This is a genomic window from Shewanella spartinae, from assembly GCF_019457555.1.
In the GTDB taxonomy this organism is placed as follows: Bacteria; Pseudomonadota; Gammaproteobacteria; order Enterobacterales; family Shewanellaceae; genus Shewanella; species Shewanella loihica.
Window position 1 is genome coordinate 343,585 of the sequence record NZ_CP080418.1, and the last position, 23,989, is coordinate 367,573.

Annotated in this window: 15 protein-coding genes; 8 read left to right on the forward strand and 7 right to left on the reverse strand. The window is 55.7% G+C overall.

The window, feature by feature from the left end; genetic code table 11:
- Positions 1–15 precede the first annotated feature (15 nt).
- The 5 genes from K0I31_RS01605 to hemC form a co-directional block, all read right to left on the reverse strand.
- On the reverse strand, positions 16–10,071 hold the full coding sequence (locus tag K0I31_RS01605) for a retention module-containing protein (protein ID WP_220079671.1): 10,056 nt from the start codon (positions 10,069–10,071) through the stop codon (positions 16–18).
- 290 nt (positions 10,072–10,361) lie between these two features.
- Positions 10,362–11,528, reverse strand: coding sequence for a heme biosynthesis HemY N-terminal domain-containing protein (locus K0I31_RS01610; protein ID WP_220079672.1), 1,167 nt, complete (start codon positions 11,526–11,528; stop codon positions 10,362–10,364).
- The gene (locus K0I31_RS01615) at positions 11,525–12,667 is read right to left on the reverse strand and encodes a uroporphyrinogen-III C-methyltransferase (protein WP_220079673.1); all 1,143 of its coding nucleotides are present in this window, start codon (positions 12,665–12,667) and stop codon (positions 11,525–11,527) included. The genes K0I31_RS01610 and K0I31_RS01615 overlap by 4 nt, the downstream gene beginning before the upstream one ends.
- A 55-nt stretch (positions 12,668–12,722) precedes the next feature.
- Complete coding sequence (locus K0I31_RS01620) at positions 12,723–13,454, reverse strand: uroporphyrinogen-III synthase (protein WP_220079674.1); 732 nt, start codon at positions 13,452–13,454, stop codon at positions 12,723–12,725.
- 2 nt (positions 13,455–13,456) lie between these two features.
- Positions 13,457–14,386 (reverse strand): hydroxymethylbilane synthase, encoded by a 930-nt coding sequence (gene hemC, locus K0I31_RS01625; RefSeq protein ID WP_144200113.1) that lies wholly within the window; start codon positions 14,384–14,386, stop codon positions 13,457–13,459.
- A 209-nt stretch (positions 14,387–14,595) separates the two neighbouring features.
- Here hemC and K0I31_RS01630 point away from each other — a divergent pair, with 209 nt between their 5' ends.
- Positions 14,596–17,016 carry a class I adenylate cyclase gene (locus tag K0I31_RS01630; RefSeq protein ID WP_220079675.1) on the forward strand — a complete coding sequence of 807 codons (2,421 nt, stop codon included), beginning with the start codon at positions 14,596–14,598 and terminating at the stop codon, positions 17,014–17,016.
- 7 nt (positions 17,017–17,023) lie between these two features.
- Here K0I31_RS01630 and cyaY read toward each other — a convergent pair whose 3' ends face one another.
- Positions 17,024–17,356 carry an iron donor protein CyaY gene (cyaY, locus tag K0I31_RS01635; RefSeq protein WP_041406290.1) on the reverse strand — a complete coding sequence of 111 codons (333 nt, stop codon included), beginning with the start codon at positions 17,354–17,356 and terminating at the stop codon, positions 17,024–17,026.
- Between the two features lie 531 nt (positions 17,357–17,887).
- Here cyaY and lptM point away from each other — a divergent pair.
- The 7 genes from lptM to K0I31_RS01670 all read left to right on the forward strand — a co-directional run bounded on the left by lptM (position 17,888) and on the right by K0I31_RS01670 (position 23,110).
- Positions 17,888–18,055 carry an LPS translocon maturation chaperone LptM gene (gene lptM / locus K0I31_RS01640; RefSeq protein ID WP_220043984.1) on the forward strand — a complete coding sequence of 56 codons (168 nt, stop codon included), beginning with the start codon at positions 17,888–17,890 and terminating at the stop codon, positions 18,053–18,055.
- A gap of 5 nt (positions 18,056–18,060) precedes the next feature.
- Entirely contained in the window at positions 18,061–19,305 is a 1,245-nt protein-coding gene (gene lysA / locus K0I31_RS01645) for a diaminopimelate decarboxylase (protein WP_220079676.1), read from the forward strand.
- 37 nt (positions 19,306–19,342) lie between these two features.
- Positions 19,343–20,182 (forward strand): diaminopimelate epimerase, encoded by an 840-nt coding sequence (gene dapF, locus K0I31_RS01650; RefSeq protein WP_220079677.1) that lies wholly within the window; start codon positions 19,343–19,345, stop codon positions 20,180–20,182.
- Positions 20,179–20,817 (forward strand): DUF484 family protein, encoded by a 639-nt coding sequence (locus tag K0I31_RS01655; RefSeq protein WP_041406294.1) that lies wholly within the window; start codon positions 20,179–20,181, stop codon positions 20,815–20,817. The genes dapF and K0I31_RS01655 overlap by 4 nt, the downstream gene beginning before the upstream one ends.
- Positions 20,818–20,824: 7 nt before the next feature.
- Positions 20,825–21,718: a tyrosine recombinase XerC gene (gene xerC, locus K0I31_RS01660; protein ID WP_220079678.1), complete on the forward strand. Its 894-nt coding sequence runs from the start codon at positions 20,825–20,827 to the stop codon at positions 21,716–21,718.
- A complete protein-coding gene (locus K0I31_RS01665; RefSeq protein WP_258406624.1) occupies positions 21,711–22,433 on the forward strand; it encodes an HAD-IA family hydrolase in 723 nt (240 codons plus the stop codon). The genes xerC and K0I31_RS01665 overlap by 8 nt, the downstream gene beginning before the upstream one ends.
- Before the next feature lie 101 nt (positions 22,434–22,534).
- On the forward strand, positions 22,535–23,110 hold the full coding sequence (locus K0I31_RS01670; RefSeq protein ID WP_220072863.1) for a HupE/UreJ family protein: 576 nt from the start codon (positions 22,535–22,537) through the stop codon (positions 23,108–23,110).
- A 127-nt stretch (positions 23,111–23,237) separates the two neighbouring features.
- Here K0I31_RS01670 and ric read toward each other — a convergent pair whose 3' ends face one another.
- A complete protein-coding gene (gene ric / locus K0I31_RS01675; protein WP_220079679.1) occupies positions 23,238–23,954 on the reverse strand; it encodes an iron-sulfur cluster repair di-iron protein in 717 nt (238 codons plus the stop codon).
- Positions 23,955–23,989: the final 35 nt, after the last annotated feature.

Sequence of the window (23,989 nt, forward strand, 5' to 3'; positions counted from 1 at the left end):
CGATAATGTCAGCTGTTATGGAATTGTATCAATTACCAAGTTTTCGTTACCGAGTAGGTTGTTGATGATCTGAGCATCACTTAAGGTGTTGTTATTGGTTAAGTCAACATTGTTCAATACTATAGTGAGATCCACCACTCCATCATGGTTGGCATCAACAGAGATCTCAGTGTTACCACCACTGAAATTGAACGCTAAGTATTGATCTAAAGCATATACACCACTCTCTTCATCAACCAATATGGCAGACAAATCTAGCTTATCCATACTGATATCGAAGTTGAGCACAGTATCTATGCTGTTGTCATCGGACCCAACATCCCAAACAAAGGTATCTATATCGCTATCTATACCTGCATCTATGGTGTCGCTGCCCGCACCACCAATGAGTATATCGGCGCCTATGCCGCCATCGATAGTGTCGTTTCCTAGGCCTCCTAAGATGATGTCATTACCACTTCCGCCTTCGATCAGATCGTCACCAGAGCCACCGATGAGTTGATCGTCGCCTTCCAATCCGAATATGGAGTCGTTACCTTCTCGACCATAAATTTCGTCATCAAGGTTTGCCCCAGTTAATGAGTCTCCTTCTGTAGTACCGAAAATGAGATTATCTACATTATCAGTTCCTGTGACCGTTACTGCGGTATCAGGGAGCAATTCATGGGTAAAGGTTGCCTGAACAAAGCGTGCCTGATAAGAGCCACCATCATTATCCAAGTAAGTAATGGTCCAAATATCACCTGGATCGACAGGATTGGCACCGAGATAATCGGCCAGGGTGATGCTATTGTCAGATTCCATTAGAATGTTTGTATAAGAGATATGAGCACTCATCAAACCGGAGTTAGCGTCATAAAACCAATCTGTTACGCCATTCGCTGCTGCTATCACAATAAAGGTGATACCGTTAATGGTCAGCCTTACAGATACTTCTTCCTCCCTTTCAATGCCAGTCTGTCCACCAATCTCGCCGTTAGGAATTGGGATGTCGAAAGGTGATTTTTGGAAATCGGTAAATAGATCTAATGCACCGCTGCTTGGATCTAAGTTTATGGCGCTGGCAAATGCACTGCTGACAGTCAGATAAGCGTCTTGGTCATTACCTGACGTCAATGGTGATGAGCCATCACCGATTAGTACGGTATTTCCGCCCAGGCTATTTGCTGGAACCGTATGTATGACAAAGTTGCCATCGACGCTATCGGAACCTGAGTTGACCGTGAAGGTTAGGTTGATATCCAGTTGATCTTCAATACCTGCATTATCTCCTGGGACATACACCAGGCTACCTAGCTCTGAAGCCGAAAGCACGACTGGATTATCGAAGTCATACAGGGTTAATACGCCCGTATCGTCATCGACGTACCAGATCTCACCTATGTCGGCTGTTTCGTCGGGATCAACGAAGGATAGACTTAATCCAGTAATGGTAATGACATCGTTATAGTCCTGATCCGTTGGCACATCGATACCAAGCGGATAACCATCTAGATAAGGTATGGCTATTTCTGCAAGTGAGGCGGGTACCCAGATCTCTTTAGCAAACTCACCCTCAATCGGATCATTATTACCATTAATGGTGATTGTGACCGTTTGGGTATCGTAAGCCCCATGCTTGTCCGTCACAGTGACATCGAAGCTAAGAGTAATGGTTTCATTGGCCGCTAGGAACTGTACAAGTGAGTTGAGAATTGAGTAATCCCAATGATCTTGATAAACGCTAAATCCGTCGATGAGCGCTTGAATTTGATCGGCGCTCAGGACGTCTGTTATATCGCCTCCACTCCACATTAAGCTGTTAGCGACATAACTAGCAGACAGATCGTGGCCTACATATTCTGGTAAATACTCATCGTCTACATCTGTAAAACTTAACGTTCCTGTATCGGTCAACATTGGGTCTGAGTCATCTTCGGTGACCAAGCCACTTGTCTTATCAATCGTAAGCACCGGAATATCGTTGGTACCGGTAACGGTGACCGTGACCAGCTGGGTGCTGTAGGCACCGTGCTCGTCGGTGACGGTGACCAGGAAGGTCTCCTCATGGGTCTCGCCTTGGGCGAGGGCATCGACCAGGGCGTTATCGGCCAGGGTGTAGCTCCACTCCCCGGTGCTGGCGTTGATGCTAAAGGTACCGTAATCGCTGACCTGAGGCACACCGCTCCAGGTCCAGCTGGCGCCGTTATCCACATCTGCTGCGGTTAAGGTGCCGCCGGTGACCAGGCTGCCAGGCTCAGGCACGTTACCACCATCCATGACGCCGGCTTCCAGTACGCTACCGGTGGCGGCTTCAATGTTCGAGGTGATGACCGGAATATCGTTGGTACCGGTAACGGTGACCGTGACCAGCTGGGTGCTGTAGGCACCGTGCTCGTCGGTGACGGTGACCAGGAAGGTCTCCTCATGGGTCTCGCCTTGGGCGAGGGCATCGACCAGGGCGTTATCGGCCAGGGTGTAGCTCCACTCCCCGGTGCTGGCGTTGATGCTAAAGGTACCGTAATCGCTGACCTGAGGCACACCGCTCCAGGTCCAGCTGGCGCCGTTGTCCACATCTGCTGCGGTTAAGGTGCCGCCGGTGACCAGGCTGCCAGGCTCAGGCACGTTACCACCATCCATGACGCCGGCTTCCAGTACGCTACCGGTGGCGGCTTCAATGTTCGAGGTGATGACCGGAATATCGTTGGTACCGGTAACGGTGACCGTGACCAGCTGGGTGCTGTAGGCACCGTGCTCGTCGGTGACGGTGACCAGGAAGGTCTCCTCATGGGTCTCGCCTTGGGCGAGGGCATCGACCAGGGCGTTATCGGCCAGGGTGTAGCTCCACTCCCCGGTGCTGGCGTTGATGCTAAAGGTACCGTAATCGCTGACCTGAGGCACACCGCTCCAGGTCCAGCTAGCGCCGTTATCCACATCTGCTGCGGTTAAGGTGCCGCCGGTGACTAGGCTGCCAGGCTCAGGCACGTTACCACCATCCATGACGCCGGCTTCCAGTACGCTACCGGTGGCGGCTTCAATGTTCGAGGTGATGACCGGAATATCGTTGGTACCGGTAACGGTGACCGTGACCAGCTGGGTGCTGTAGGCACCGTGCTCGTCGGTGACGGTGACCAGGAAGGTCTCCTCATGGGTCTCGCCTTGGGCGAGGGCATCGACCAGGGCGTTATCGGCCAGGGTGTAGCTCCACTCCCCGGTGCTGGCGTTGATGCTAAAGGTACCGTAATCGCTGACCTGAGGCACACCGCTCCAGGTCCAGCTGGCGCCGTTGTCCACATCTGCTGCGGTTAAGGTGCCGCCGGTGACTAGGCTGCCAGGCTCAGGCACGTTACCACCATCCATGACGCCGGCTTCCAGTACGCTACCGGTGGCGGCTTCAATGTTCGAGGTGATGACCGGAATATCGTTGGTACCGGTAACGGTGACCGTGACCAGCTGGGTGCTGTAGGCACCGTGCTCGTCGGTGACGGTGACCAGGAAGGTCTCCTCATGGGTCTCGCCTTGGGCGAGGGCATCGACCAGGGCGTTATCGGCCAGGGTGTAGCTCCACTCCCCGGTGCTGGCGTTGATGCTAAAGGTACCGTAATCGCTGACCTGAGGCACACCGCTCCAGGTCCAGCTGGCGCCGTTGTCCACATCTGCTGCGGTTAAGGTGCCGCCGGTGACTAGGCTGCCAGGCTCAGGCACGTTACCACCATCCATGACGCCGGCTTCCAGTACGCTACCGGTGGCGGCTTCAATGTTCGAGGTGATGACCGGAATATCGTTGGTACCGGTAACGGTGACCGTGACCAGCTGGGTGCTGTAGGCACCGTGCTCGTCGGTGACGGTGACCAGGAAGGTCTCCTCATGGGTCTCGCCTTGGGCGAGGGCATCGACCAGGGCGTTATCGGCCAGGGTGTAGCTCCACTCCCCGGTGCTGGCGTTGATGCTAAAGGTACCGTAATCGCTGACCTGAGGCACACCGCTCCAGGTCCAGCTAGCGCCGTTATCCACATCTGCTGCGGTTAAGGTGCCGCCGGTGACTAGGCTGCCAGGCTCAGGCACGTTACCACCATCCATGACGCCGGCTTCCAGTACGCTACCGGTGGCGGCTTCAATGTTCGAGGTGATGACCGGAATATCGTTGGTACCGGTAACGGTGACCGTGACCAGCTGGGTGCTGTAGGCACCGTGCTCGTCGGTGACGGTGACCAGGAAGGTCTCCTCATGGGTCTCGCCTTGGGCGAGGGCATCGACCAGGGCGTTATCGGCCAGGGTGTAGCTCCACTCCCCGGTGCTGGCGTTGATGCTAAAGGTACCGTAATCGCTGACCTGAGGCACACCGCTCCAGGTCCAGCTGGCGCCGTTGTCCACATCTGCTGCGGTTAAGGTGCCGCCGGTGACTAGGCTGCCAGGCTCAGGCACGTTACCACCATCCATGACGCCCGCTTCCAGTACGCTACCGGTGGCGGCTTCAATGTTCGAGGTGATGACCGGAATATCGTTGGTACCGGTAACGGTGACCGTGACCAGCTGGGTGCTGTAGGCACCGTGCTCGTCGGTGACGGTGACCAGGAAGGTCTCCTCATGGGTCTCGCCTTGGGCGAGGGCATCGACCAGGGCGTTATCGGCCAGGGTGTAGCTCCACTCCCCGGTGCTGGCGTTGATGCTAAAGGTACCGTAATCGCTGACCTGAGGCACACCGCTCCAGGTCCAGCTGGCGCCGTTGTCCACATCTGCTGCGGTTAAGGTGCCGCCGGTGACCAGGCTGCCAGGCTCAGGCACGTTACCACCATCCATGACGCCGGCTTCCAGTACGCTACCGGTGGCGGCTTCAATGTTCGAGGTGATGACCGGAATATCGTTGGTACCGGTAACGGTGACCGTGACCAGCTGGGTGCTGTAGGCACCGTGCTCGTCGGTGACGGTGACCAGGAAGGTCTCCTCATGGGTCTCGCCTTGGGCGAGGGCATCGACCAGGGCGTTATCGGCCAGGGTGTAGCTCCACTCCCCGGTGCTGGCGTTGATGCTAAAGGTACCGTAATCGCTGACCTGAGGCACACCGCTCCAGGTCCAGCTGGCGCCGTTGTCCACATCTGCTGCGGTTAAGGTGCCGCCGGTGACCAGGCTGCCAGGCTCAGGCACGTTACCACCATCCATGACGCCGGCTTCCAGTACGCTACCGGTGGCGGCTTCAATGTTCGAGGTGATGACCGGAATATCGTTGGTACCGGTAACGGTGACCGTGACCAGCTGGGTGCTGTAGGCACCGTGCTCGTCGGTGACGGTGACCAGGAAGGTCTCCTCATGGGTCTCGCCTTGGGCGAGGGCATCGACCAGGGCGTTATCGGCCAGGGTGTAGCTCCACTCCCCGGTGCTGGCGTTGATGCTAAAGGTACCGTAATCGCTGACCTGAGGCACACCGCTCCAGGTCCAGCTAGCGCCGTTATCCACATCTGCTGCGGTTAAGGTGCCGCCGGTGACTAGGCTGCCAGGCTCAGGCACGTTACCACCATCCATGACGCCCGCTTCCAGTACGCTACCGGTGGCGGCTTCAATGTTCGAGGTGATGACCGGAATATCGTTGGTACCGGTAACGGTGACCGTGACCAGCTGGGTGCTGTAGGCACCGTGCTCGTCGGTGACGGTGACCAGGAAGGTCTCCTCATGGGTCTCGCCTTGGGCGAGGGCATCGACCAGGGCGTTATCGGCCAGGGTGTAGCTCCACTCCCCGGTGCTGGCGTTGATGCTAAAGGTACCGTAATCGCTGACCTGAGGCACACCGCTCCAGGTCCAGCTGGCGCCGTTGTCCACATCTGCTGCGGTTAAGGTGCCGCCGGTGACCAGGCTGCCAGGCTCAGGCACGTTACCACCATCCATGACGCCGGCTTCCAGTACGCTACCGGTGGCGGCTTCAATGTTCGAGGTGATGACCGGAATATCGTTGGTACCGGTAACGGTGACCGTGACCAGCTGGGTGCTGTAGGCACCGTGCTCGTCGGTGACGGTGACCAGGAAGGTCTCCTCATGGGTCTCGCCTTGGGCGAGGGCATCGACCAGGGCGTTATCGGCCAGGGTGTAGCTCCACTCCCCGGTGCTGGCGTTGATGCTAAAGGTACCGTAATCGCTGACCTGAGGCACACCGCTCCAGGTCCAGCTGGCGCCGTTGTCCACATCTGCTGCGGTTAAGGTGCCGCCGGTGACTAGGCTGCCAGGCTCAGGCACGTTACCACCATCCATGACGCCCGCTTCCAGTACGCTACCGGTGGCGGCTTCAATGTTCGAGGTGATGACCGGAATATCGTTGGTACCGGTAACGGTGACCGTGACCAGCTGGGTGCTGTAGGCACCGTGCTCGTCGGTGACGGTGACCAGGAAGGTCTCCTCATGGGTCTCGCCTTGGGCGAGGGCATCGACCAGGGCGTTATCGGCCAGGGTGTAGCTCCACTCCCCGGTGCTGGCGTTGATGCTAAAGGTACCGTAATCGCTGACCTGAGGCACACCGCTCCAGGTCCAGCTAGCGCCGTTATCCACATCTGCTGCGGTTAAGGTGCCGCCGGTGACTAGGCTGCCAGGCTCAGGCACGTTACCACCATCCATGACGCCGGCTTCCAGTACGCTACCGGTGGCGGCTTCAATGTTCGAGGTGATGACCGGAATATCGTTGGTACCGGTAACGGTGACCGTGACCAGCTGGGTGCTGTAGGCACCGTGCTCGTCGGTGACGGTGACCAGGAAGGTCTCCTCATGGGTCTCGCCTTGGGCGAGGGCATCGACCAGGGCGTTATCGGCCAGGGTGTAGCTCCACTCCCCGGTGCTGGCGTTGATGCTAAAGGTACCGTAATCGCTGACCTGAGGCACACCGCTCCAGGTCCAGCTGGCGCCGTTGTCCACATCTGCTGCGGTTAAGGTGCCGCCGGTGACTAGGCTGCCAGGCTCAGGCACGTTACCACCATCCATGACGCCGGCTTCCAGTACGCTACCGGTGGCGGCTTCAATGTTCGAGGTGATGACCGGAATATCGTTGGTACCGGTAACGGTGACCGTGACCAGCTGGGTGCTGTAGGCACCGTGCTCGTCGGTGACGGTGACCAGGAAGGTCTCCTCATGGGTCTCGCCTTGGGCGAGGGCATCGACCAGGGCGTTATCGGCCAGGGTGTAGCTCCACTCCCCGGTGCTGGCGTTGATGCTAAAGGTACCGTAATCGCTGACCTGAGGCACACCGCTCCAGGTCCAGCTGGCGCCGTTGTCCACATCTGCTGCGGTTAAGGTGCCGCCGGTGACTAGGCTGCCAGGCTCAGGCACGTTACCACCATCCATGACGCCGGCTTCCAGTACGCTACCGGTGGCGGCTTCAATGTTCGAGGTGATGACCGGAATATCGTTGGTACCGGTAACGGTGACCGTGACCAGCTGGGTGCTGTAGGCACCGTGCTCGTCGGTGACGGTGACCAGGAAGGTCTCCTCATGGGTCTCGCCTTGGGCGAGGGCATCGACCAGGGCGTTATCGGCCAGGGTGTAGCTCCACTCCCCGGTGCTGGCGTTGATGCTAAAGGTACCGTAATCGCTGACCTGAGGCACACCGCTCCAGGTCCAGCTAGCGCCGTTATCCACATCTGCTGCGGTTAAGGTGCCGCCGGTGACTAGGCTGCCAGGCTCAGGCACGTTACCACCATCCATGACGCCGGCTTCCAGTACGCTACCGGTGGCGGCTTCAATGTTCGAGGTGATGACCGGAATATCGTTGGTACCGGTAACGGTGACCGTGACCAGCTGGGTGCTGTAGGCACCGTGCTCGTCGGTGACGGTGACCAGGAAGGTCTCCTCATGGGTCTCGCCTTGGGCGAGGGCATCGACCAGGGCGTTATCGGCCAGGGTGTAGCTCCACTCCCCGGTGCTGGCGTTGATGCTAAAGGTACCGTAATCGCTGACCTGAGGCACACCGCTCCAGGTCCAGCTGGCGCCGTTGTCCACATCTGCTGCGGTTAAGGTGCCGCCGGTGACTAGGCTGCCAGGCTCAGGCACGTTACCACCATCCATGACGCCCGCTTCCAGTACGCTACCGGTGGCGGCTTCAATGTTCGAGGTGATGACCGGAATATCGTTGGTACCGGTAACGGTGACCGTGACCAGCTGGGTGCTGTAGGCACCGTGCTCGTCGGTGACGGTGACCAGGAAGGTCTCCTCATGGGTCTCGCCTTGGGCGAGGGCATCGACCAGGGCGTTATCGGCCAGGGTGTAGCTCCACTCCCCGGTGCTGGCGTTGATGCTAAAGGTACCGTAATCGCTGACCTGAGGCACACCGCTCCAGGTCCAGCTGGCGCCGTTGTCCACATCTGCTGCGGTTAAGGTGCCGCCGGTGACCAGGCTGCCAGGCTCAGGCACGTTACCACCATCCATGACGCCGGCTTCCAGTACGCTACCGGTGGCGGCTTCAATGTTCGAGGTGATGACCGGAATATCGTTGGTACCGGTAACGGTGACCGTGACCAGCTGGGTGCTGTAGGCACCGTGCTCGTCGGTGACGGTGACCAGGAAGGTCTCCTCATGGGTCTCGCCTTGGGCGAGGGAATTGACCAGGGCGTTATCGGCTAGGGTGTAGCTCCACTCCCCGGTGCTGGCGTTGATGCTAAAGGTACCGTAATCGCTGACCTGAGGCACACCGCTCCAGGTCCAGCTGGCGCCGTTGTCCACATCTGCTGCGGTTAAGGTGCCGCCGGTGACCAGGCTGCCAGGCTCAGGCACGTTACCACCATCCATGACGCCGGCTTCCAGTACGCTACCGGTGGCGGCTTCAATGTTCGAGGTGATGATGGGAGTGTCATTAGTACCTGTAATGGTAATGGTTAGCGGGACGAGTACCGAGTCGCCATCGCTATCGGTTAGCAGGTAGTTAAAGGTTTCGGTTATCTGCTGGCCTAGTGCGAGTGATTGTACTGCGCTGGCTCCATTGTTGAGTTGATAGCTATAGCTACCATCGGCAAACAGGGTGAGTACTCCGAACTGACCTTGGATGCTATTGGTTTCACCAAGGCTAATTGAGGTGCCTTGGCTGTTAGTGACAGCGGTAACCTCTGCTGAGTCTGCACCTTGTATGTCGTTGCCGAGTACGTTGCCTGTTGCCACTATAGCCGTATCTTCGGTGACGGCGTTGCTGTCGGCGAACCCTTCTGGCTGATCGTCGATAATATTGACGGTAATGGTACCTGTGGCGATATCGCCTTGATTATCGACCAATTCTATATTGAACAGGAATTGCAGCTGATCGCCAGTGCTGTGATCGGCTGAGCTATTGAAAGCGTAGTCGTAGGTAAATTGACCCGACGCGCTGTCAAAGCCGGTGATGGTGAGGACACCATTGGGCGTGTTGATTACTATGGGGCCAGCAAATTGGCCGCCACTAATGATATTGATACCGTTAATGGTCAGGCTGCTAATACCTGCGTCTGCTGCTGTTTGAATGCTGTTGGCAAAATTGGTGAGTAGTGCAGAAGGTGAACTACCCTGGGCCAGGTTGGCCTCAAATAGCGAGAAGGTCGCAGAGGAGACAGTGGGCGCACTGGGTTGAAGCTCGGGAATGATCACCTCTTCAACCGTGGTGTCTGGCGTCAGTGGGAAACCTGCTGTGTCCCAACCAGCATCGGCGAGGGTTTCATCACCGGTTCTGCCGACGGAGACGAAGTAAGCGTCGCCCTGGTTAGTCGGTGTGCCGGCTCCTGCGGCTGTTTCGGGCAGTCCTTGGGTCGGATCTTCACCGGCCAATATCTGCGCCTGCAGCGCGGCGATTTCGGGATCCAGGGCTACTGGCGTGTCGGTTTGCGGCGCGGCGTCGCTCTGTTGTCCCTGACCGGTGTCCTGGCTCACCGTTGTATCTTGATTAAGCGTGTCTTGCATCAAGTTGGCTTGGGTCGTTGATGAGCCATCTTCATATTCAAGATTAAACTTAGCATTGGGTGAAAATATAAGTTGCTCCCCGGCATGGATCAGGTCGCCTATTTTTACCTCTCTGATATTTCCTTGTTCATCTTTAACCTTGAGTTCGCCTACAAGGTTAACAACTACTGCATCCTGTGTTGTGATTGAAGCACCCATAATCATGTCTCGCTCTACAAAGAGTAAAATCAAGAGCAAAAGAGTTCTGTTTTGCGCTTGCTATTGGTATATCCACGTGGTTTAGCTCTTTAAGTGTGGTTGGCATTGGATAGCTGTCAAATAGCGGTAATTAAGGGAAAAATAGGGTGAAATAGTGTGTTTTTATAAAAATACAACTAATTAATTGTTTTAATGCGGGTTATATGTAAGGAAGCTGGTTGGGGGCATTTTTATAAATAAAAAACCACCAGTAAAGGTGGTTTCTTAGTTGAAAACAGTATAAAAAAGCGTCAAAAAATTGCCGCTTTTCGGTAATTCTGCAGTGCCTGGTTCTGTTCACCCAAGTGTTCGCAGGCCTCGGCAAGCGCCAGCCAGCGCTGTTTGGTGGGGGATTGCTGGCAGACTTTAGCCCACCACTTCTGAGACTCTCTGAACTCCTTGCTTTGATCGTACAGCGCGGCGATACAGGCCTGGTATTCGGTTTGCTCGCCTAGTTTCTTTTCAAGTTCAAAAAGTTGCTTTCTCGCGTCCAGATCCGCTGGGGTCAGCACCTTGGGCAGGGCGTCGAAGATCGCCTGCGTGGGCTGCTGTTTCGCCTGTTTCATCAACAGCTTTATCGCCTCATCTCTGCGCTCGAATTTGGCGAGGCCCAGGGCATATTGTGCAATAAACTCGGTTTGCTTACGTTCTGCGCGGGAAAGCCAGTGCCAGGCTTTTTCTAATGCCTGTTCGTTCTGCCCCGCAGCTTGCTTGAGCAGCTCCAGGTTAACCTCGGCGTTTAGCGTTTGATGCTCTGTTTCGTCTATGATGCCGCGCTTCTTAACGATGGGAAGCAGCAGTTTGAGGGCCGACCAATCTTGCTGGGCGCGATAGAGATCGAGTGCCAAGCCCAATACGGGTGGCTTGCTCTTGCTGGTCGGGTTGAGCTCATCCAGCAGGGCGCGCGCCCGGGTGAGTTCACCCTGTTGTAGCAGATACCTTACTCGTGTCGTGAGTACCGCCTTATAGGCCGCAGGATCTTTGGCCGCCTCGTTGAGGTAATGGTCACGGGCGTCATGATCGTTTCTGTGCTGGGCGGCGCGGGCGGCAGCTAATAGATTCAACGCCGGGATCTCGCCCTTATCGGCGCCACGGGCCATTGCCTTTTCGGCGGTCGACCAATCTTCTTCGGCCAGGGCTAAGGCGCCTGTGAGAGTATGTTTTCTGGCCGCCTTACGACGCCACTTTTCCGGTAGAAGGCGGCTGTTTAGAACCAAGTTTATGCTCCAGACGACCAGCATCTCCAGCAATACCAGCCCCACGTAAAACATGACGGCGGCAAAAATGGCAAATACCAGACTGGTTTCCAGTTCATAGTCGCCAATGGCGATATAGATATAGCCTTTTAGCCAGGAGAGATAGGGGCTGGCGATTAGGCCTATGATGACGATCACCAGGTAGATCAAGGCTCTTATCATAGCGATGTCTCCCGATCCTTAATCAGGCTGCCGTTGGTCACCAGCTGCTGTAGCAGCGGCGTGGCAGCAAATTGCTCTATGGTGGGCGACTGAATTTCCAGGGTGGCCAGCGCATCCAGTGCGGCCAGGGTCTGCTCGGTCTTGTTATCGTCGAGATCGAAATACTGGAAGATCCATTTTCTGGCCAGCGTCACCGACTGACGGTAATTCACCTGATCCTGTCGGAACAGCGCCAGTTGCGCCTGCAGGAGCTTGTTGCGAATGTTTTCAACAAGATACCACTGTTGATCGGGCGCCAGTAGCGGTGCCGGGTCTGTGGTGCGTTTGCGTATGATGACAAACTCTTCGATGAGTGCTTGCCAGGACTTGGCCAGATTACTCTGCCAGTCGTCGATAGATTCGGTGACTTGCAGCGAGTCGTCTTTGGCGTTGATCTTGGACTCGCTACGATTGACCTTGAGTTTCGGCAGACGCTCTATGATGGTGTCCAGGCTGAGTACAGTGCCGGCGACGTCGGTACTCTTGATGGCGGCGACATCGTTCATGTCTCGGGCCAAGGCCTTACGGATCGGCGTCAGCGACGGATCTTTCATGGTTTCGATGCGATCGTCCGCGGCCTCCAGCAGGCTAAGTGCCGTCTGGGGATCTTTCTCTAGCCACAGCTTATTGCCCGCCATTCTGACCAGGTATTTGGCTTCCTCGGCCATCCAATGGTTGGGGTTGCGCTGTGCCAACTTGTTAACCTGATCCTGCACCTCACCCTGCTTGACTTGTAGCTGGGCAAGCTTTTGACCGAATTGATTTTCTGCTGTGCGTTGCTGCTGCTCTAGATGGGTAATGCGGATGCGCGGATCGTCTAGCCCCTGTTGCAGCTGTTTGGCCAGCGCGGCCGTCTTTTCTTTCTGCTGGGTCAGCTCCTGATACAGGTAGAAGCCACCGGTTGCCGTGGCAAACAGGAGTAATAGGATAAATACCAGATTAAAGAGAAATCCCCATGAAACCCCGCCGCCAGACTGAGCGGGCTTGGTCTCCTGGGATGCTGTCGATTTGGCCTGTGGCGTGTCGGTAAAGGTCGCATCGATAGACTCATCGTGCTCTGTGGTGGCGACCGCTTTACTCTCTTGGGTATTTTTGTCCATTTAGGCAGATCCTTGAAGACGAGGGCGACATCGGCGAGCAGCGGTGTAAGAAGGCTTAATCCTGTAAACCTAAGGCTGTGAGTACTGCGTCGCGGTTTGCTGCTTTTGCATTGGTGACCCGTGTGAAACCTGCCGCAATGGCTTGGTCATAGACACGTGCGCTGGGCACTATAATATGACATGCGTGCAGCCAAGCAAATAATTCTTTAGGTACAAGTGTAATTAGATTGGCCAGAATTTCACCACTGGTAATCACTATGGTGTCAATTGCTTGCTCTCGCCATTCATAGGGAATGTGGGAATCTAGCTGAGGGCAGGCGCGGCGATAGACCTCCCAGTAGTCGACTTTGGCGCCTCTATCTGCCAGTTCGCTGGCCAGAGTTTCCCGGCCGCCGACTCCCCGGACTATGGTGATCTGTTGTCCTGTGATGGCTTGTAGCTGAGCTAAAGTAAGCAGGCCTTCGGTTTGCTGGCAAGACTCGGGGGCCTCAAAGGCCACAATGCCTTTGTCCTTAAGGGCGCAATAGGTTGCCTGACCGACCGCAAAATATTGCTTATCCTTAGGCCAAGCCGACGCCAGGGCAATATCGGCATATTCTACCGCATTGGTGCTGATAAAGATGATGATATCAGACTGATAGAAAAGCTTTTTCTTGTGCTCATGGTCAGCGGCATCATTCGCGACCACCGCTAGCAGCGGCGCTATGGTGAAAGGCACGTCACGTTGTGACAGTGCCTCGGCCATAGACTGATTGCGCCCTTCAGGGCGCGTCAGGAGTAGCTTCATTTTTACTTGGCGTATACCGCATCTAAAATGGCTTTGGCGCCTTTAGATAGCAGTTCATCGGCCAGTGCAATACCCAGCTGCTCAGCATCTTGCTTAGCGCCACTGGTTGCGCCGCGAATCACCTGGCTACCGTCTGGGTTACCTACCAGGCCGCGCAGCGACAGGGTGTCGCCATCGATTTCGGCGTAGGCACCGATTGGCACCTGACAGCCACCCTCTAGGCGAGTGTTCATGGCGCGCTCGGCGATCACGCGGTAGCGGGTTTCGATATGTTCTAGCGGTGCCAACAGGGCCTTGACGCGTTCATCGTCGGTGCGGCATTCGATACCCACGGCGCCTTGACCGTTAGCGGGTAGCGAGTCTTCCGCCGAGATGAAGCTGGCGATACGGTCTTCGAGTTTGAGGCGTTTCAGGCCTGCGGCCGCCAGAATGATAGCGTCATAGTTGCCTGCATCTAGCTTGGCCAGGCGAGTGCCCACGTTGCCACGCAGATCGCGGATCTCAAGATCTGGGCGCGCTGCACGGATCTGGCATTGGCGTCTCAGGCTTGAGGTACCGACGATGGCGCCCTGTGGTAACTCTTCGATATTCTTATAGGTATTTGAGACGAAGGCATCGCGTGGATCTTCACGCTCGCAGATCACCTGCAGGCCCAAACCTTCGGGGAAGTCGACCGGCACATCTTTCATCGAGTGCACGGCGATATCTGCCTTGCCTTCTAGCATGGCAACTTCCAACTCTTTAACGAACAAGCCTTTACCACCTACCTTTGCCAATGGCGTGTCCAGGATGACATCTCCCTTGGTGCTCATCGGCAGGAGTTCGACGACTAATCCCTCATGGGCTTTTTCTAGTTCGGCTTTAACAAATTCAGCTTGCCACATTGCCAGTGGACTTTTACGTGTAGCGATACGAATGACGTTTTGAGACATGCTCGATATTCCATCAGAGGCCATAGTTGCGCTAATGCTAACATTGCTAATTGCTAGATGTAAGAAATGGCTGTCGATTCTTTGAAGTTCACCCGCTTACGGTTTGTGCAGCTTGAGGATAAAGTGTGATCTAGCTCTCAAATACTTGCTGTTTCCGCCTAAGCTGTTAGCATGCTATAGGTGAGCTAAATGGACTAGGTTGCTTAAAATTGAAAGAGCAAGAGCATTTTATCGCAACGGCGGAGCGCTTAAACAAAGTGCGTTTAGCGCGTGCGCTTGCCATGTTGACGCCTCTGCAGCGTCATCTTATGCAACTGATCCCTGTGCTGTTTCACTATCATCGTAATGACTTCCCCGGTTACAACGGCCCCATGACGCCAAGCGGCGTGTTCGAATATTTTCCCAGTGACGATGCCCTCGAGGCCTGCCGTACCCTGGGGCTCAGCGAGCCCCAAGTGATCCATCAGCAGCAGAGCGCCCTGTATGGCGTCTATACCATGGGCAGTACCGCCAGTTTTGGGCAAAATCCTAAGAGTGATATCGACGTCTGGTTGGTGTATGACCCAACCCTGGCCGACGATGAAATCGCTTCCTTACAGGATAAGTCGCAGCTACTGACGGCCTGGTTTGGGAAGCACGATCTCGAAGTGAACATCTATCTGGTTCATCCAAAACAGTTTATTTCCAGCAGTAGTGACGGCGTGGTTCAGACCGCCAGCCTGGGGTGCGAAAACAGCGGCAGCGTGCAACACTGGTTGCTGCTGGAAGAATTTTACCGCAGCCAGATCTGTCTCGGCGGTAAGCGGGTCGCCTGGTGGCCAGGGGCCGAGGCGATCGAGAGCCATCTCTTTCTGGGGGACGTGAGTAACCTGCCCGCCAGCGAGTATTTCGGCGCCTCCCTGTGGCAGCTCTATAAAGGGTTGGACAAGCCCCACAAGGCCCTGCTCAAGGTAATGCTGCTGGAGGCCTATGCCAGCGATAATCCCAATAGCAATCTGGTGACCACTCAGGTATGGCAACGCACCCTGGCGGGGGATTTTTCGGCCTTCAACGATGCCTATTTTCTCCTGTATCAGTCGATAGAACACTATCTGGAATACAAGAACGATAAACGGCGCCTCGAGATTGTCCGTCGCTGTTTCTATTTGAAGTGTGGTATTAGGCTGACGGTGGCGGAGCACCCTAAAGATTGGCGTTACTATAAGTTGCAATCCTTGGTGACACGCTGGGGGTGGTCCGATAACCTACTGCGCACCTTAGATCAATGCGCCAGCTGGCACTGTGGCCAATTGCAGTGGTTCAACGAACAGCTCAATGAGTTGATGCTGGGCTGCTATCAGACCCTCCTACAATTTGCCTCGGCCAACAAGCTGAGCGACAGCCTGAAGATCTCCGAGTTGGGGCTGTTGACCCGCAAGCTACACACCTACTTTAGTGAAGATGACAAGCAGATCATCAGCCTCAACCGGCTCTGGACCCGCTCGGTAGCCGAGGCGCACCTGACGGTGATCTACAGCCATAATACTAAGGAGTATTACCTCTACCGCTGCACCCCAGAATCGAAAAATTTCATGGGGAATCGTGCGGTATTTCACTCCCATAGCAAGGCTAAGTTATTGATTTGGGCCAGCCTGAATGGCGTATCCACCGCCCAGACTCAGTGGTACGCCTATCGCGAAGGCAAAGGCCAGGATAAAGCGCTCACCAAGGCGGCCAAGCGTCTGCCCACTATCATGGCGGAGCGTCGCTGGCGGGCATCTAAGCTGGATCTGTGCCAGCCGTGGCATTTTCGTCAGCTGCTGTTTCTCATCAATTTCAATCGTGATGAGACCCAGCTGTGGCGGGGGCAGGAGATCATCTTCGACTACATGAACGCCAACATCTTCTCCATGGGGCGTCATCACAGGAATATGGTGCAGTCGCTGGATGTTATCTGCCAAAACAGCTGGGGAGAGTGGCACTGTCACCATTTCGAGGGTAACGAAGCCATCTTAGACGCCCTGGTTTATATCACGCCAGGCATGCAGCGGGCACCCCAGCAGGTGAAGGTGGATGTGGTAAGCTGCTCAAGCCGCCTCAGTACCCAGATAGAGCGCAGCATCAGCCAGCTGGTTCACCGAGCGAATCGCATGTGTACTAAGGCGAAAACCTCGTCGACCATGGTGCATCCCTTGCAGGTGGGCGGGATAAAATATGGCCTGTTCTTCAACTCCAAGGGCATGGTGTATCAGGACTTGAGTGAGTCCACGGCCTTCTATCAACGCCTCTCCAAGCAGCGAATGCTCGAGCTGCCGCGGCCGGATCTCGGCAACGAGCCTTTCAGCAAGATCCCTGAGGTGATCCAGGATTTTGCCGCCATCGGCGCGATTCAATACTTCTTGCGCCCGGGCAAGGAGGGGATAGATGTGTTTGTGCTGGATGAAAAAAATGAGCTGAATCATTATGTTCAGCCGGGAAACAACCTAGAGGAGCTGGTGAGTCAGGTGAGTCATCATCATGCCTTTGCGGATTCCTACCTGGATAACGAACGCTTTAATCTGCCGCAGTTTTTCCGTTTGGTCAGAGTCGATGGCCGCCTGCAGGCGCAGCCCTTTGGGGTCAACGTCGACGAGGCAGCCATCGAATTTTAACGCCGGCTTACAGGCTCAGCGCTATGCCGCCCTGACGCAGGATAGAGGCGAGCACGAAGGGCATAAATTCGCCCGCATCGCTGCGCTCATCCAGCCATTTACCCTCGACGTAAGAGAAGTGGTATCCACCAAACTGTGTCGCTACCCAGATCTGATGCAGGGGTTCTTGCTTATTGATGACTATCTTAGATTTGTCCTGGAACTCGAGTTGCAAAACATTGCCTGAGGCATCGATGTCGATATCGGCATCTTGTTCATCGATTGCGTTCTCTATGGCATCTTCAAGTGCGGTAAACATTTCGTCGGCGAGTTGGTGATACTCTGAATCTGTCATTGCCATCTGGGCATCCTTCAGTGGAGTGGGTTGTTGCAGAGCCCACATAGTAATACCAAATTTACCAAATATCTAACTTTGGCCGGGCCCTTGTGAGGTGAAGTTTGTCGCCAGCCGCCTGCATCTCTCTCTGCTTTGTAGAAACTAAGGAGGTCGCCTCGGCTTGCCAATGAATAAAAATATTCACATTCGGGGTTTTTAGTCTGGGTTAAGCTTGACGTTTTGGCCCTATCTCTGCAAACATCAGACAGACTCGATATTGGTTGTGCGCGGGCGAGTCAGGCGAAGGGCAAGGGCCCTGTTTGAAGGCGATAAAGCGATATTTTGCCGAGCAGGGAATTCGTTTGTCAGGTCGATGCCTGAGTTATGAAAAGTGGATTTTTATGGGGTTTAGCGGGGATTTATCCTGTTTGGGGTAAAAATCATCTTTTTCTCCCCCGCGAGCCGAGATAGTGCGTACAATCATGAGAAACATGATGAAAAAGGTACGGAGCCCTTTGGCTACCGTGTGTGATCCCCTCGAAACTGGAATGTCTGATGTTGAATAAGATGAAACCGATTTTACTTATGGTGTTGGCGAGCGCAGTGCTGAGCGGCTGCGGGCAGAAGGGGCCTCTGTATAAATCGCCAGCACAAGAAGACAATCAGAAGCCGCAGGTGGAACAGCCCACACCAGCAACCGAGCAGAATAACAATAAGGATTAAGCCCAGTGGATCACTTTCTCTATCAACAAGATGAACTCTATGCCGAGCAATGTACCGTTGCTTCGCTCGCAGAAACCTATGGCACGCCACTCTATGTCTATTCGCGCGCGACCCTAGAGCGTCACTGGCATGCCTTCGACAATGCGGTCGCCGACCATCCCCATATGATCTGCTACGCGGTAAAGGCCAACTCTAACCTGGCAGTGCTGAATGTGTTAGCGCGTCTGGGCAGTGGCTTCGATATCGTCTCCGGAGGCGAGTTGGCAAGAGTATTAGAAGCCGGTGGTGAGGCGAGTAAGGTGGTCTTCTCTGGCGTCGGCAAGACAGTTGCCGAGATGGAGATGGCCCTGGAGGCGGGGATTTACTGCTTCAATGTCGAGTCGGCCGCCGAGCTCGAGCAGCTTAACCTGGTCGCACTGAGGCTGGGCAAAGTCGCGCCAGTGTCACTGAGGGTGAACCCAGATGTAGATGCCGGCACACACCCTTATATCTCGACCGGCTTGAAAGAGAACAAGTTTGGTATCGCCATGGAAGAGGCCGAGGCAATCTTCCTGCGGGCAAATGAGTTGCCGGGCCTAGCGGTGAAGGGCGCAGATTGCCATATCGGCTCGCAGCTCACCGAGTTACAGCCTTTCCTTGATGCCATGGATCGCATGTTGGCCCTCATCGACCGTCTGGCCGAGCAGGGGGTGAAGATTGCGCACCTGGATGTGGGCGGCGGTCTGGGGGTCACCTATGATGGCGAGCAGCCGCCTGAGCCGAGTGCCTACGCCAGTGCCCTGCTTGGTAAACTCGCGGGACGCGACCTCAAGCTCATCTTCGAGCCGGGCCGTGCCATTGCCGCCAATGCCGGTATCTTCGTGACTCAGGTGCTCTACCTGAAAGAGAACGCCGAGAAGAATTTCGCCCTGGTCGACGGCGCCATGAACGACCTTATTCGTCCTTCGCTGTACAGCGCCTGGCAGAAGATCATCCCTGTGGTTCCACGCTCTGGTGAGACTCGCCAATATGACGTGGTGGGCCCAGTGTGTGAGACGGGGGACTTCTTAGGCAAAGACAGGGCGCTCAACATCGAGGCCAATGATCTGTTGGCGGTGCGCTCGTCGGGCGCCTATGGCTTTACCATGGCATCAAATTATAACTCTCGTCCCCGCGCCGCCGAGGTGATGGTGGATGGCGATCGTCATTATTTGGTGAGAGAGCGAGAAAAAGTCGCGCAATTGTGGCAAGGTGAACAACTCCTCCCTTAAGCAGGGCAGGCCGGTTACTTTTTGAAGGAAAACACATTTGATCCATTTCACCAAGATGCACGGTTTAGGCAATGACTTTATGGTGGTCGATGGCGTGACGCAGAACGTCTATTTCTCGCCCGAGCAGATAAAGCGCTTAGCGGATCGCAACTTCGGCATCGGTTTCGATCAGCTCCTGTTGGTGGAGCCGCCCTATGATCCTGATCTGGATTTTCACTATCGCATCTTTAATGCCGATGGCAGCGAAGTCGAGCAGTGTGGCAATGGCGCCCGCTGTTTCGCGCGCTTCGTAAAGAGCAAGGGATTGATCAACAAGCAGAAAATAAAGGTCAGTACCTCTTCTGGCAAGATGACCTTGCGCCTTGAGCGTGACGGCAGCATCACGGTCAACATGGGGATCCCTGTGCTGGAGCCGAGCCGCATCCCCTTCAATGCCAAGAAGGCGGAGAAGACCTACTTGCTGCAGGCCGATATGCCTGAGGGCATGCAGACCTTCCTCTGCGGTGCCGTGTCTATGGGTAATCCCCACTGCGTGCTCGAGGTCGACGACGTAGCCAACGCCGATGTCGAGCGGATAGGTTCACTGCTGACCAAGCATGAACGCTTCCCCAAGGGGGTGAACGTAGGTTTCATGCAGGTGGTCGATGCAAACCATATTAAACTTAGAGTGTATGAGCGCGGCGCGGCCGAAACCTTGGCCTGTGGCAGCGGCGCCTGTGCGGCCGTGGCCGTGGGCCAACTGCAAGGCAAGCTTGCCAGACGCGTGCGGGTCGATCTTCCCGGTGGTAGCTTAACCATTAACTGGGAAGGCGAGGGTAAGCCCCTATGGATGACGGGGCCTGCTGAACATGTATACGATGGACAGATACAGCAATGAATGATGCGATGAACAAAAAAGCCGAGTTGCCCTTCGATGAAGTCTTAATTCGCGAGTACCTGCTCGACAATCCCGACTTCTTCGCCCGCTATCCCGAGCTGTTGTTGGCGATGCGGATCCCCCATGAGCAGCGCGGCGCAGTATCCTTGGTGGAGCGTCGTCAGGAGATGCTCAGATCCAGGGTGACTCAGCTAGAGGAGGAGATCACCTCCTTGCTGGCCATGGCTTCGCGTAACGAACAGATCTATATGTTCAATACCGCCTTGTCGCTCAAGCTGTTGCAGGCCGAAGATCTCGGCGACTTGCGGCAGATACTGTCGAGCGAGTTGCAGAAGCAATTTCAGTTTACCCATGTTCGTTTGATCACTGTCCATGATATCGACAGTGAACTGTCGAACATCTGGAGCGAACGCCTGAAGCAGGGCTACTACTTCGGCCGTCTTACCCAGAATGAATCTAAGCGCCTGTTTGGCTGCGAGGTGGGCTCAGTGGCGCTGTCCCGCCTGTCACAGCAGTGTGGCCAGGTGATCTTTGCCATCGCCAGCCAAGACCCTATGCATTTCCATCCTGAAATGGATAACCTCTTGCTGGATCAGCTCAAACAGTTACTCGACCACCTGCTGCCTAAGTTGTGAGGCCGTGATGTCTGACGACTGGGTGCAGGAATTTGTCTCATATCTGGTCAGTGAGCGGCAGCTCTCTCCCCATACGGTCAGAAACTATCGCTTCGAGCTCGAGCGGGTCGGCGAACTCCTCCCTGAGAATTTTATCTGGGCAGAGGTCAGCGACGAACAGCTGCAAGCCGTACTCAATAAGCTGCACCGCAAGGGGCTGGGGCCTCGCTCCATCGCCCTGACGCTGTCGGCCCTCAAGCAGTTTTGTCATTATCTGCTGCAAGAGGGCTATATCAAAAAAGATCCCTGCCTGAACCTCAGCGCCCCGAAACAGCAAAAGCCCCTGCCCAAGAATATGGATCTCGATTCCGTGACCCACCTTCTGTCTATCGAGGGAGACGACCCGCTGGCGTTGCGGGATAAGGCTATCATGGAGCTGTTCTACTCTTCGGGCCTGCGTCTGGCTGAGTTGGCGGCCCTGGATACCCGAGATATCGCCAGCGGCGAGCATCAGGTCAAGGTCATGGGTAAGGGCAGCAAGGAGCGTATAGTGCCCGTTGGCCGAATGGCACTGAGTGCCATCGACGACTGGCTCAAGGTGCGCTCGCTTTTGCCCTGTGAAGACGACGCCCTGTTTGTCACCGCCAAGGGCAAACGCCTCGCCCACAGGAGCATACAGGCCAGGCTAAACAAGTGGGGTCAGCAGCAGGGGTTAAATGCCCGGGTGCATCCCCATAAGCTGCGCCACTCCTTCGCAACCCATATGCTGGAATCCAGCGCGGATCTCAGGGCAGTGCAGGAACTGCTGGGGCATGCCAACCTGTCCACCACTCAGGTCTACACCAGCCTGGACTTTCAACATCTAGCCAAGGTCTACGACGGCGCCCATCCCAGGGCGAAGAAACGAGGTGGTAATGGTTAGTGTGGCGATAGGTCTGCGACCCTTTAAGGCGATCAGTTTCGATCTGGACGATACCCTGTATGATAACCGGCCCATCATCATGGCCGCCGAGCAGCGCCTACTAAGCTATCTGGCACAAAGGCATCCACTGACCCAAGCTTGGGGCCTGGATGATTGGCAGGCATTGAAGCGCAGTCTGATAAGACAATCCCCAAGCCTGGCCCACGACACCTCGGCGGCGCGCCTGGTGACCCTGGAGCAGGGGCTGATAACCTTAGGTTACGCTAAGACGCAGGCCGGCGAGGCGGCACAGCAGGCCCTGGCCTACTTTGTCGAGCAGCGTTCCGACTTTAGCGTCGCGCCCGAGGTGATGGCCAAGCTCGCTCGTCTGGCGCGGCGCTATCCTTTGGTTGGCATCACCAATGGCAATGTCGATGCCCAGCGGATTGGGCTGGGTGAGGTGCTGGAGTTCGTCCTGCATCCCGGCAATGGTACTCGCATGAAGCCCTATCCCGATATGTTCTATCAGGCTTGTCAAAGGCTGGATATCGGCTGTCAGCAGCTCTTGCACCTGGGCGATAGCTTTAAGGCCGATGTTCAGGGGGCTCGCCGCGCGGGTTGCCAGGCTGCCTGGTTGAATCCGGCGGTTGGAAGGAAGCCTCAGCTAATTTCTGAGGGGCAACTACCCCATATTACCTGCACTGATCTTGACGATCTGCTGGCCCTTATCGACTAGGCTTGTCGGTCACTTATTTGTACTTTTCGGCTAACCATCACAGTCAGTTAACCTTAATTCCTCTATTGTCGGTGCTCATATTTCAAGGATAGAGAGGATTTATGCGTACAAGGTTACTTCCCCTTTTGCTGCTGGCGTGGACGACGCCCGTATTCGCCCATGGGATCACCCATGGTGCGGGCTTCATGACCGGCTTTAATCATCCGGTGCTCGGTTTCGATCACCTGCTGGCCATGCTGAGTGTGGGCCTGTTGAGTACTCAGTTAGGTGGGCGGGCGATCTGGACGGTACCGCTGGCCTTCATGGCCTTCATGTTGGTCGGGGGCATCCTTGGCCTCTATGGCGTGGCATTGCCCTGGGTTGAGCTGGGGATCGCCCTGTCTGTGTTACTGCTTGGTCTGGCTATCGCCTTGGGTAGGCACATTCCGTTGCTGCTCGCCATGGGATTTGTGGGACTGTTTGCCATCTTTCACGGCCACGCCCACGGCGCCGAGATGCCGGCCTTAGCCAGCCCGGTGCTCTATGCGCTTGGCTTCCTCACGGGAACCGCGGTGATCCATCTGCTCGGGGTGGCGCTTGGCATCATAATGCAGCAGCTGAGCCGTAAGCTGCCGCTGCTGCGTCTCAGTGGCGGTGTGATCGCCTTGGTCGGTGGTTATCTGATTGTCGGCGTCTAGCTCATCGACTGGATAGGGGCGCCGATTGCTGCGCCCCTTCTCTTGCTAAGTGATAGATAACTAAGCTTTAAATAGCTAATTGTTGAATGGCTATGTTTTAAATAGCTATGTTTTAAATCGCTATGTTTTAAATCGCCAGGGTCTTAGGGAAGAGGATGTTGTTCTCGATGTGTATGTGCTGCTGCAGATCGGCGACAAACTCCTTCAGGGTGGCATAGCAGATGCGCCAGGTGGTGCAGGCGTGGGGCGGCGGCGTGAAGTCGTTGGTGAGGGCTCTCAGGCGCTCGACAATCTCGCTGGCCTCATCGTGCTCATGCTCCATGGCGTTGATGGGGTTGCCTATGTGACCGAAACAGCCACTCACCTGCTCGCCTGCTGCCATGGCGCGGATGGCAGGGAAGAGGATCTGCTCCTCCTTCATCAGGTGGGGCATGAGATCTTCTATCAGGGCACGCACCCAGCCGGCAAAGGGTTTTATCTCGTCATAATGCTCGCCGTGGGCGCGCACCATCTTCTGGCTATATTCGATAAGCAGTGGCGCCTTCTCACGCACATAGTCGTGGTGTGTCGCCTCGATATAGTCGATCAGTTGACCTAAGGGTAACTGATTCAGGCTATCCTCTTGCATCCCTTCGGCCTTCACGGCCTGGAGCGCCGCCTCTACCTCCACCAGGGCGATGCCTGCCCGATCACAGGCCTTTGCCAGGGTGCGCTTGCCGCCGCAGCAGAAATCGATACCAAATTGGCTGAAGACGTGGGCACGTCGAAAGTCGCCGGCCACTAGGCTGCCAACCGTCTCTTCGGCAAATTCTGAGGCCAACGGGGACTGTGTAGATAAAGACATGGTGACTCCAATTTAAAAGCTGTATTTTATAAGTG